8 protein-coding genes are annotated in these 12,342 nt (G+C 34.3%); 1 reads left to right on the plus strand and 7 read right to left on the minus strand.

From position 1 onward, the window contains the following. Positions 1–102: 102 nt before the first annotated feature. From BM289_RS20105 to BM289_RS20135, 7 genes are all read right to left on the minus strand, one after another. The gene (locus BM289_RS20105; RefSeq protein WP_091496861.1) at positions 103–609 is read right to left on the minus strand and encodes a hypothetical protein; all 507 of its coding nucleotides are present in this window, start codon (positions 607–609) and stop codon (positions 103–105) included. A 279-nt stretch (positions 610–888) separates the two neighbouring features. Then, positions 889–2,022 (minus strand): acyltransferase family protein, encoded by a 1,134-nt coding sequence (locus tag BM289_RS20110; protein WP_091496863.1) that lies wholly within the window; start codon positions 2,020–2,022, stop codon positions 889–891. A 72-nt stretch (positions 2,023–2,094) separates the two neighbouring features. Further along, complete coding sequence (locus tag BM289_RS20115; protein WP_091496865.1) at positions 2,095–2,742, minus strand: DUF1349 domain-containing protein; 648 nt, start codon at positions 2,740–2,742, stop codon at positions 2,095–2,097. A gap of 139 nt (positions 2,743–2,881) precedes the next feature. Beyond that, entirely contained in the window at positions 2,882–5,098 is a 2,217-nt protein-coding gene (locus tag BM289_RS20120) for a glycoside hydrolase family 3 C-terminal domain-containing protein (RefSeq protein ID WP_091496867.1), read from the minus strand. 207 nt (positions 5,099–5,305) lie between these two features. Next, positions 5,306–6,952: a DUF6377 domain-containing protein gene (locus BM289_RS20125; protein WP_091496869.1), complete on the minus strand. Its 1,647-nt coding sequence runs from the start codon at positions 6,950–6,952 to the stop codon at positions 5,306–5,308. Positions 6,953–7,163: 211 nt separating this feature from the next. Then, positions 7,164–9,428, minus strand: a complete 2,265-nt coding sequence (locus BM289_RS20130; protein ID WP_091496871.1) for an acyl-CoA dehydrogenase family protein — start codon at positions 9,426–9,428, stop codon at positions 7,164–7,166. A gap of 312 nt (positions 9,429–9,740) precedes the next feature. Then, positions 9,741–10,655 carry an EamA family transporter gene (locus tag BM289_RS20135; RefSeq protein WP_091497134.1) on the minus strand — a complete coding sequence of 305 codons (915 nt, stop codon included), beginning with the start codon at positions 10,653–10,655 and terminating at the stop codon, positions 9,741–9,743. 112 nt (positions 10,656–10,767) lie between these two features. On the opposite strand from BM289_RS20135, the gene BM289_RS20140 reads away from it, so the two are divergent. Continuing rightward, the gene (locus BM289_RS20140; RefSeq protein ID WP_091496873.1) at positions 10,768–12,189 is read left to right on the plus strand and encodes an aminotransferase-like domain-containing protein; all 1,422 of its coding nucleotides are present in this window, start codon (positions 10,768–10,770) and stop codon (positions 12,187–12,189) included. The last annotated feature ends 153 nt before the right edge of the window (positions 12,190–12,342 follow it).

Genomic DNA, 12,342 nt, shown 5'->3' on the forward strand with positions numbered 1-12,342 from the left:
ATTTCGATTAGAAAATGAAAAACATTTGCCCTTTTCTATAAATATGACTCCTCTCCAAAGCTTACAAAAAAGGAGCTGTGCTTTTTGACATCTCCTTTTTGTTTATAAATCATCATCGTCATCATCTGAATTAAAAAAATCGTTTGGATTAAATGGAATATCCTCATCTGGATCTTTATCATGCGCATTTACACCAGGTGGATTAAATAATCCCCAACTGTCTTTTATATAATTCCAAACATCAAAACTTGCCACCCAATCAATAAACAAGAAGCGGAATTCTTCAATTGTATTGCGTAAGAGATAAATATAATCAGTATCTGTAATTCCATCCTCATAGCGAAGACTTCCTGCCTGTACATATAATTCTCTTGCCGCTTTTCTAATAATTGCAGCATTTTCCATTCTAAGATCATACAAATCACCGGCTTCGGCTCCAGCAATTTTAGCGGGGATAATCATGGCGTTCTCCAACATAAATCGAACAGTCGTTTCCTGCAAAAACTCATTCTCTGCTGGAATAATCTGAACTAAACCTTCAGTTAGTTTCAAAATCTGTTCTGCCTTTTGAAAAATTGGCATTTTGTGCGTTTCATCTAATCTTGCCATATCTTATTTACATTTTGTGGTTTCAATTTTAGACGCACTGCGGTACGTCTCTACAGTTTAAAACATTATCTAATCCGCGACTGATATTCATTAAACTTAATCATTTTCATTTTATTATCTAAAAAACAAAGGGATGAAATTTAAAATTTCACCCCTTCCTGAATATCTATAACTAACAAAATTAAGAAATTCAATATTTTCTTACAGGTACAAAGTAGCAAAGAGACAAAGTGGCAAAGTTTTGTACTTTGTTTCTTTGTTACTCTGTCTCTTTGAACCTTAACTAGATCTTTTCTGAAACTTACTTACAAGCCATTTTCTAACTGGTTCATCATATAATTTTAAACATACAAAAGCCAGTACGATACTTGCGATTAAAACTCCAATTCCTTCCAGATAACCATTTTCCATAGAAACTTTATTATCTACGACCCAAGCGGTAAACCAATAAATTAACGGGTAATGTGTAATGTAAATTGGATACGAAATATCACCTAAAGCTTTACAGATTTTTAGAGAAACTTCATTTTTAATTTCTCCTCCTGCTCCAATGGCTACAATAAGAGGAAACATAACAATAATACAGAATGATTCGTATAAACCATTCATCCAAAGACTGTTTTCATCTCCAAACCTTGGCAAAGCCAAAACGATAGTAATCAAAATACTGCAGATCCAGAAAGCATTTTTTACATGAATCAGTTTTCCTAAACGACATAACAAAACACCGGCAAAAAACGGAAATAATAAACGTGTAAAACCAACATTCAACTGTTCTAAATTTAACGACCAGCCGCCAATTACATCTCCTTTTGGTCCAAAAACAGTATAATTGATTAACAGTCCAGCAAATATCAGTACGAAAACCGACATGACTTTGTTCGAAAATTTACGAAAGATTAAAGCATATAAAATGTTTGCAATGTATTCGAAGAAAAGTGACCATGCCGGACCATTTAAGGGATGCATTTCTCCCCAACCTCTAATTTCTAATGAAGGCGGAATTGGCAATAAAGTAAAACCGATTACCATAGTCAAAATCACTTTCCACACTTCCATTCTTCCAATCATTGGAAATAGAATATCAGATGCTTGAAAATAGTAAAATACAGCCCCTATAATCATTCCCATAATGACCATTGGCTGTAAACGAATCAAACGACGTTTGTAAAATTCCCACTGCCCCATTTTCCCCCAGCGATCGTCATACGCATAAGCGACAACAAATCCTGACAAAAGAAAAAAGAAATCAACGGCCAGATAACCGTGATTGATAATTTGTTTGAAACGGTTTCCTCCAGCGAAAGCTTCAAAAATATGAAAAGCAACTACCAGAATAGCTGCAACTCCGCGCAGACCATCTAAAATTTCATAGTGCTTTTTTGGTGTAATATCAGATGAAATTGAACTCATTTATATTTAGTTTTGGTTAAGTTTTTTTAGTTAGTAATGATTTTGGAATTTGGAATTTGAAAATTAACTTCCCTATTGATGATTTTTCAACCATTCGGATCTTCTTTGATCCGGCAGATGTTTTACAGAGAAATTTTCAAATTTGGCTTCAAATCCTTTTCCATCAGGAGAAGCGGCCATCAAACCAACCATAACTGGTGTATTATCCTGTAAGGGTGCATTTCTGGTCATGATATAGTTTTTATCATCAAAAGAATAAAATACCTCAACAGCATCTAATCTTCTAACGGCTTTTATCCAAATAAAAGGTGGTGCTTTTTCCAGAGTCGTTACGCTCCAGTCACTTTTATCATGTGTTACAACGGTGCTGACATTGAATTTTCCGTCAACAAACTCGACGCCAGTTTTGATATAGTTTTTTTCGTCAACACGAATCATTAAACCCATTTGATCAAAGCGGGCAATATAATTTCCTGTCAATTTTACTTTAGCTTCAAATTCACCTCCATAAGTGGCGTAATAAAACGGAGCATCATCAACCGTAAATCCGTAATGCGAAATACGCCAGTAATCACTGTTTGCCGTTACATTCATGATTAAAGCATTGTTTTTAATTTCCCATTTTTCAGGTTCATTAAACCACTGCATTTTACTTAGAGTTTGTGCTGAAATATTTTGGCACAAAAACAAACCAATTGTAAAAAATAATATTCGTTTCATTTTATTTGATTCTTATTTAGAGAAAGTAAAACTTCTAACATTTTACTCCTAACTTTTAACTTTTTTAAAACAAAAGCAAAGCTGCAAATTTTTACACTTGCAGCTTTACAAACCAACCAATTTTTAGAAATAAAAACTCTTATTTAAGTGAGAATCCCACTTTAGATTTTATATCTGTTGATGAAGCACCAATAACTGCTTCGAAATCACCAGGTTCCGCAACCCAGTCATGTTTTTTATCGTCAAAGAAACTTAAAGCCGTTTTGTCGATTGTAAAAGTTACTGTTTTTTCTTCTCCAGCTTTAAGCGATACTTTTTCAAAGCCTTTTAATTCTTTTACCGGACGTGGTAAAGAAGATTTAGAATCTGTAATGTACAATTGAACGACCTCTGCTCCTTCTCTGCTTCCTGTGTTTTTAACGTTTACAGAAAATGTGATTTTGTCCCCTGCATTGATTTGTTTTTTATCAGCCGTTACTTTTCCGTAAGCAAAAGTCGTATAACTCAAACCATGTCCAAAAGAGAATAAAGGTTTAATATTGTTTTTGTCAACCCAACGATAACCCACAAAAATTCCTTCGTTGTATTTTACTTCATCTCCACCCGGGAATTCTCCTAAAGCATGTGCACCGTTATCAGCCAATTTTACTGGGAAAGTGAAAGATAATTTTCCAGACGGATTAACATCTCCAACCAAAACATTAGCCAAGGCATTTCCAGCCTCAGTTCCTAAAAACCATCCTTGAACAATTCCCGGAACCTCTTTGATCCAAGGCATTTCCACGGCGTTTCCTGAAATATTTACGAAAACAATGTTTTTGTTCACTTTCGCCAATTCGCTGATTAATTTATCCTGACCATAAGGCAATTCTAATTGTTTACGATCGTGTCCTTCATCATCTTGATTTGGGCTTTTGTTCAAACCTCCAATAAAAAGAACAATATCAGCATCTTTAGCTACTTTTAAAGCCTCTGCAGTTAATTCTGCCTGAGGACGTTTTTCTTCTAAACTAACTTTAGCTACAACACCATTATAATTGCTTGTTGGATCTCCAACATAACCTCTAGCATACATAATTTCAGCCTGATTTCCGATTCTCTTTTTTAATCCCTCAAGCGGTGTGATTTCATATCTTGCTTTAAGTGAAGAACTTCCTCCTCCAACAGTCATCATTTTGATTGCATTTTCTCCAATTACCGCAATCTTCTTCGTTTTAGAAAGATTGATTGGTAATATATTGTTTTTGTTTTGAAGCAATACAATTCCTTCTTCTGCAATTTTACGACCAGCCAAAGCATGTTCTTCTGTTCCAAAAGATCCAAACGGACGATTTCTATCCATAGTGGTCAAGAAAGACAAACGTAAAATACGACGCACTTTCTCATCTAATTCTTTTGTCCCAACTTCTCCTTTTCTGATCATTTCAGAATATGGTTTTGCTAAATAATAGTTGTCATAAGCGTTGCTTGTTCCCCAAGAAAGTCCGTTTGTCCAAGAACCAAATTCCATGTCCAAACCATTATGGATAGCTTGTTTAGTATCGTTAACACCGCCCCAATCTGAAACCACAACTCCTTTGAAGCCCCATTCTCCGCGAAGAATATCATTCAACAAATATTCATTGTGGCAACATTGCTGTCCTTTATATTTGTTGTAAGATCCCATAATTGACCACACCTCTCCCTCTTGAACAGCCGCTTTAAAAGCAGGAAGATAGATTTCATATAATGCACGATCATCAACAATTACGTTAACCGAATTACGATTTGTTTCTTGATTGTTTAAAGCGAAATGTTTTACGCAGGCTGCAACTCCGTTTGACTGAACGCCTTTAATATAAGGAACTACCATTTTAGAAGCTAAAAATGGATCTTCTCCCATATATTCGAAGTTACGTCCGTTTAATGGACTTCTGTAAATATTAACTCCTGGCCCTAATAATACATTTTTATTACGGTAACGTGCCTCTTCTCCAATTGATTTACCATACAAAGAAGCCAATTCTTTATTCCATGTTGACGAAAGTGCTGTAAGCGCTGGAAAAGCAATACAAGAGTCGTTTGTCCATCCCGCTTGATCCCATTCATCCCATTTTACCTCTGTACGAATTCCGTGTGGCCCATCGGTCATCCAGTTTTCTGGAATACCAAGACGTTTTACACCTGGAGAACTAAATTTTGACTGCGCATGAATCATGGCGATCTTTTCATCGGTTGTCATTCGCTTAAGTGCATCTTCTACCCTTTCATCTATTGGCTTTTTATCGTCCAGATAAACTGGAACTTTATTTTGGGCATTCATTCCCAAAGAACTTAGTAAAAGTAAAACAACAACTGTTTTAACGTTTTTAAACATAATAGTATTAATTAAAGCATTAGGTTATATAGTATAATAGTGGTTTCTTTTTTAAAGAACTTTTATCATAATGTAAAACTAAAACGTTATCGTACACGATACATTTTTAGATAGAAAAAAGTAGTAAGTCAAAAAATTAAAACATTGATTTACAATACTTTAAACAAAATAAATAATAAAAAAAAGTAGTAGATTTAAAATAAATCTTTATACTTTCAAAGCCATTGAACCGATTTTCATGACCATTTCTTCGAAATCATTTCGAGAAACTACAGCCTTATTTCGAGCTCGGGTTCTATAGTTATAAATTGTGCTTAAAGAGTAACGCAAAAATGCGGCGATTTTGACACTGTCAGTAATTCCAAGTCTAATTAAGGCAAAGATTCGAAGTTCTGTATTGAGCAGTTCATTTTGTTTGAGGACAATCTGCTCTTCTGGAATTAATAAAGTATTGAAATCTTTTACGAATGTTGGATACAAGTTCAAAAAGATGATATCAAAGTTCTTGTAAAGTTCCTCTAATTCATTATCAACTAGAGTGGTTGATTTTAAGATTTTATAAATTTCATCAAACTGTTTTGCGGTTGCTTTTTTGTTTAGAATAATTCGGTAGTTTTCTAATTTATTGATGTAAGTCGAACATAAACTGAAAAAATGCGCGATATATTCTTCCTTAACTAAATTAGATTCAGACAATTGCAGATTACTCTGTTGCAGTTGATTGTTGGTTTCCGTAATATCTTTGTTCAATTCTGCCAGTTTCTGACTGGTTTCATATAATTCTGTTCGAATTCTAGAAACCTTTTTCATCTGTTTATAAACATAAATAATGGCAACTAATAAGAATAGTGAAAGCAGACTGATACAAAGCAGATAAATCTGCAACTCGCTTTTTCGTTTTTTTTCACGTTCTAAATAAGCCGTGTTGATAATCGAATAAACTTCTGACATCAACAGCGTTCTAAACTGAACATTACAATAAAGCGCATCTTCAATAGCCGATTGCGTCAATTTATAAGCCATATCAACATCGCCTATTTCATAAAAAACCAAAGCTAATTCCTGTAAGGAAGCATTATCTTTGTTGGCATTTTTAATATCTGAAGTGGCAGAAAGGGCGTAATATTTTTTTCTGTTTTCTAATTGATGTGTGGCTTCTGCAATTTTACCCAATAAATAGGTAATCATAGCGTAGTTTGGACTTTCTTCTTTTGTTTTACTCAATAAAGAAAGCAGCTGTTTTTCTGGTTCATTGTATTTTCTATGAATAAAAATATCCTGCTGGATTCTATTGATTTTATATTCTAAAGTATTGGGATTTAAAATTCCTAATAAGGAATCACGGTATTTTCCAATCTGTATTCTGTATTCCCGATTATCACTATTGGCTGCGTAGTGCTCAAAAAATTCACGATACGAAATATAATAATTAGGTAGTAATGAAGCTGAAAGTGTCTTTTTATTAATACTTTTTAAAATAGCCTCAGATTCCCGATATTTTCCAGATGAAGAATAGAGTGTTACTAATTGCAACTGTGCCAAATTCAAAAGTTCTTTGTTTTGAAGTTCTTCAGCAATTTTTATATTCTTCTTTACATATTGAATAGCCGAATCTGAATTTAACTTTTGATATTCTAAATACATCGTTTTATTATAATTATACTCCTGTTCTTTAGTAAGATTATCCGATTTTATTTTCTTGAAATTGAGAATTCTTTCTTCCTTTATTTTTACGTAATGCTGTTTGTTTTTTATGGCTTCATTTAATTGTTTTAAAATAGCATCAGAACCTTCCAATGCGAAGACTGGAAAACTTACAATAAAAAGAAACAGAAATAAGTAATAATTTTTCAAGCTGATTTAATATAAAGGAATTACAAATATAACAAAGCGAAAATATAAAAATTGAATTATTTGACTGTGGTTAAAATGTACTAAAAATAGGGGCGATTTAGTTTTTTTGACATAAATAAAATAATTAAAAACCAATATCGCTATAAATAAAATGATTTCGATCTGATTAAAACCAAACTCGAAATCATTTAAAATTTATTAGATATCAAAACTAAATATGCGCAGCAATGGGCGCGGCTAAACAGCTTTCCGGAATATCAAATGCGTTAACCAATGCCACTGCATCTGGACGAATATCCCAGCAAAGCTGATTAACGATTTTACGAACCGCTTTTGTTTTGATTGCTTCCATATAACCATCTTCCAAATACCAAGCTTTATTTTTTTCTATCTGCGAAAGCGCATACAATTGACACTGCTTTGTCAAAATCGTTTTTGATTCTTCATCTTCAATTGCTTTAATCGCGGTTTGAAATTGCTCTAAAACCACTCTTTCCAAATAAGCCTGAGCGACATCAATCATTTGATGCTGTACAACGTTAAAGGCATCATAGGCTTCTAAACCACCATCAACCAATTTTTTAATACGTCTTGCTGCAGATGCCAAAATTGTTTTTTCTCTGTGAACAAAAGCCTGAAGATGAAATTCGCTGTCTAATAAATGCTCATCATCTGTTCTTCGTGTTGCAATTGGGTTCTTTTCTGTAATTGCCGTTTTAGCATTTTCATAAACGTAATTGATAATTCCCAACGATCCCATTTCGCCAAACGATTTTCTAAACTCAGACAAACGGTTTTTCGCAACCAACTGCATTAAAACGGTATTATCTCCTTCAAAAGTGGTGTAAATTTCAGTATCATTTTTTAAAGCATCAATTCTATTTTCAGACAAATAACCTTTTCCGCCGCAAGCCTCACGGCATTCCTGTAAAATATCTCTTGTACTCCAGGTAGAATAGGATTTCATTCCGGCTGCCAAAGCTTCGATTTCCTGCATCTCTGCTTCTGTTCTATTTAAGAATCTCTTGGTTAGATATTGCAATGCAAAATGAACGGCGTATGTTTTAGCTAAATGAGGCAATAATCGACGCTGATGCATTCTATAATTTAAAATCGGAACTTCTGATCCGCCTTCTGGGCCAAATTGTCTTCTTTGATCGCTGTAGCGAATGGCGATTGTTAAACCAGATTTCGCTGCAGCCAGAGCCGAACGCGGAATCCCAATTCGTCCTCCAACTAAAGTTCCTAACATCGTAAAAAATCTTCTGTTATCACTTGGAATCGGACTTTCAAATTCCCCTTTTTCATTTACCGAAGCAAAACGATCCAGCATATCGTCTTTCGGAATCACAACATTATCAAAACTGATGGTTCCGTTATCTACTCCGTTTAATCCCATTTTATGACCGCAATCACCAATTGTTACACCGTTTACGACTTTTCCATCCGGATCACGTAACGGAACAATAAAGGCATTCACGCCATAATCATGTCCATCTATAATTAGTTTTGCAAAAACCGTCGCTTTTTGTCCGTGAACTGCTGCGTTTCCGATATATTCTTTCTGAGCATTTTTATTGGGAGTATGAATCGTAAAAGTTTGATCGTTATGATTGTACGTTGCTGTAGTTTCCAAGCCTTTTACGTTTGATCCATGATGAGTCTCAGTCATGGCAAAACAGCCCGGAAGCTTCAACGTTCCAATATCTTTTAAATATTTAGCATAATGTTTTTCGGTTCCTAAAGACTGTACGCTCATTCCCCATAATCCAAACTGAACACCAAATTTAATTACCAAACTTAAATCATGATAACTCAACGTTTCCATAATCGCAAAATAATCGGCTATGTTTTCTCCTCCTCCGTATTGTTTTGGATATGCCATATTTCCAAGGTTTTCCTCGGCTAATATTTTACACCATTTGTAAACAGTTTGCCTGAAAACATTAATATCTGTAGAAGTTTCATAAGCAAATTCAGGTCTCGAAATAACCGATTTTACTCTTTCAATTATCGCCGCTTCTTTTCCGTTTAAGATTTTGGTGATTTTCTGAATATCAAAACTGGCATTGGTATGTGAATCTGCTGTAAAAGAACCTGCTTTGGTTTTGAAGTTTTGAAGTGCTTCTTCTCCTAAAATTCCTAAATCATTTTCCAATTTTTTAAAATCGGATTCGATAGGCGATAAATCCAATTCATTTGCTGAAAGTGCTTTTGCAATATCAAAAATCGATTTGATAGAAGAAGTATCCTGAATGCTTTTTTCAATATCCGATTTCCATTGTGTGAGTTCATTTCGCGAAGGCGGATTTGAAATATCTACTTTAGATAATAAATATTCTTTTTCTTCTTCTGATAAAACAGTCAGTGAATTAATAAACTCTTTTAGTGTCGAAAATTCTTTCTGCGTCAGTAAATCATCTGACCACACTAAATAAAATAATGGCGTAAAGGCTTGAAGTTTGGTAGCTTTCATATCAATACTATTCGGGTTTGTATTTTTTTGCCACAGATTACACAGATTAAAAGGATTTTTTTTCGCCACGAATTACACGAATTTGCACGAATTATTTTTTTTAATCTAAAATGAAAATTTGTGTAAATTCGTGTAATTCGTGGCTATTTTTTTTGCACAAAGAAATAATCCTTTTAATATGTATAATCTGTGGCTTTATTCATTTAACTGCATAAAAAAACAGGAATGAAAAATAATCATTCCTGTTTAAACATCCTGTTAAGATTCTTGTAATTTTCGATTTTAAACCAATAAAAAATATGAAAACTAAGATTATGAACCTTTGGATATTGCGGTCATTTTTTGCTTGATGGCAAAAATATGATGTGAATTAAAAACTAACACTGCTATAAAAATGATTCCGTATGCGGTAACCTGCAGAGATGTGATATTCTCTTTGAAGAAAAAGGCTGCTAATCCAAATGCAATCATTGGATTGATGTTTAAAAGCATCCCGACTGTTGAAGAATTGATTCCGGAAAGTGCGTATAAATTTAAAAACAACGGAATTATCGTAAACATAATTGCAATGGTCTCAATGCAGAGATAAAACTTAAATTCCGTTGGTACCGGTCCCCCAAAAACCGGATAAAAAGGTAATAATACTAATCCTGCCAAAGTAATATGAAACGTTAATACAATAAATTTATCAAAACCTTTATTGGCACGCTGGCTTACTAAATAAGTGGCATAAGTTAATCCGATAATGATACTGAAAACCATATCCATAATAGCGGCATACGATAATAACATGCAGCCGGAAATACTTAATCCTACCGAAATCCATTGTGTTTTGGATAATTTTTCTCTTAATATGAAATAGGCCAATAAAGTGGTCAAAATTGGACAGACTAAATAAGCTAGAGAAGTTGCTTTAACGCTTACGTGATTCATCACATAAATATAAGTAAACCAATTCCCCATTAGAAAAGCGCTTCCGCCAATATTCAGTAAAACCGATTTTCTTTTTTCAGCTTTTGGTAAAGCTTTAAATATTTCTATAGTCTCTTTTATTTTTTTTCTTTTAAATAAAACAGCAATCAAAAGCATCAAAATACTACAGCTGAAAACACGAAAAAACAAAATATCCAATGATGGATATTCATGAATTGGCCTTAAAACCAAGCTGAAAAGTCCCCATGTTGTAAAGGCAATAATAGCCGCTATATAATACTTTGTTGTTTTCACAAAAACGCTGTTTTGAATTGTTTTCTTTTGATGAAGCAAATTTCTAAAAAATAAAACAGCAATACAGATACAGTTTTTGTAAATTGCACCATAACAGTTTTATTTTTTTCTGATGAAAAACGCCAATTACTTATATCTTCAATTTGCAGACCGTATCGAAAAACAGATTAAATCTGGTCTTTTGAATGTTGGCGACAAACTACCTTCCATTAGAGAAATCTGCGCTGAAACAGGTTATAGTATGAGTACAGTCAGCAAAGCGTATTATGAAGTCGAAAGCCGTTCTTTGATAGAATCTCGTCCGCAATCTGGTTATTATGTGAGTAATATTTCGGCGCGAACCATTCCGGAACCATCTTCAAGCACACCAATTTTGACTTTGGAAAACATTGAACGTGAAGATTTAGTCGATTTGGTTTACGACGACATGCGTAAAAAAGACCTTACGATGCTGTCGCTTGGTTTTCCATCAAATGAATTACTGCCAATTGCAAAACTGAATAAAGGAATGGTTCAGGCCATGCGTCAATTGCCTAACAGCGGAACGAGTTATGAGGAAATTCAGGGAAACAGTAATTTACGTAAAGAAATTGCCCGCTGGTCGTTTACTTGGGGCGGTTCTTTGACAGAAGATGATATTATTACAACTCCCGGCTGTATCTCTGCAATTTCAGACTGTTTACTGACTCTGACCAAACCGGGAGATACCATTATCACAGAAAGTCCTGTATATTTTGGAATTCTACAGCTAGCGAGATCTTTAGGTTTATATGTTATGGAACTTCCAACCAACATGACAACTGGAATCGAATTGGAAGCTGTAAAAAAGACATTGGCTTCTAATAAAGTAAAAGCTTGTGTTTTGATGAGTAATTTCAGCAATCCATCAGGAAGTATGATGCCTAACGAACATAAAAAAGAAATTGTCCGTTTAATGGATTTTTATAATGTTCCTTTGATTGAAGATGATATTCACGGCGATTTGTACTTTGGCAACAGCCGACCAACCAATTGCAAAACCTACGACGAAAGCGGGATTGTACTTTGCTGCAGTTCGGTTTCTAAATCTCTAGCACCTGGTTATCGTGTAGGCTGGGTTTCGCCTGGAAAATTCAAAAAAGAAATTCTGAGAACCAAATTATACCATACCATTTCTAACACAACGATTACACATGAAGTGGTGGGAGACTTTTTGAAAAACGGTCGTTATGAAAACCATCTTCGTAAAATTCGTCAGATTTTAAATCGAAACTGTACCAATTATATCAATACTGTTTTAGAATCTTTCCCTGCAGGAACAAAGGTAAGTCAGCCACAAGGCGGATTTTTTCTTTGGGTTGAAATGGATAAAAAAATTGATACTGCTGCGTTTTATCATTTGGCTTTAAAACACAATATCAGCATTGCGCCGGGAAGGATTTTTTCGCTTCAGGATCAATTTTCCAATTGTATGCGATTGAGTTTTGGATTGCCTTGGTCGAATGAATTGAGAACTGCTATTCAGACTCTGGGAAAATTGGCGAAACAATTGTAAATATTTCGTTTTAACATAACCCGCGGTTTCAACCGCGAGAACGTATAGAAGGTTTTGATTTTGATTGCGTTCAGTGGTTGAAACCACTGGCTTTATTTAAAATGCTTGTGAATTTAGCAATGAAAAAAAAACTGGACAGCGCAACTACACACT

The organism is Flavobacterium phragmitis (assembly GCF_900112575.1).
Lineage (GTDB): Bacteria > Bacteroidota > Bacteroidia > Flavobacteriales > Flavobacteriaceae > Flavobacterium > Flavobacterium phragmitis.

Coding starts and splice junctions, on each gene's coding strand:
- BM289_RS20130 (WP_091496871.1), bottom strand. CDS start 9,428: ATGAAAGCTACCAAACTTCAAGCCTTTACGCCATTATTTTATTTAGTG.
- BM289_RS20105 (WP_091496861.1), bottom strand. CDS start 609: ATGGCAAGATTAGATGAAACGCACAAAATGCCAATTTTTCAAAAGGCA.
- BM289_RS20115 (WP_091496865.1), bottom strand. CDS start 2,742: ATGAAACGAATATTATTTTTTACAATTGGTTTGTTTTTGTGCCAAAAT.
- BM289_RS20120 (WP_091496867.1), bottom strand. CDS start 5,098: ATGTTTAAAAACGTTAAAACAGTTGTTGTTTTACTTTTACTAAGTTCT.
- BM289_RS20110 (WP_091496863.1), bottom strand. CDS start 2,022: ATGAGTTCAATTTCATCTGATATTACACCAAAAAAGCACTATGAAATT.
- BM289_RS20140 (WP_091496873.1), top strand. CDS start 10,768: ATGAAAAACGCCAATTACTTATATCTTCAATTTGCAGACCGTATCGAA.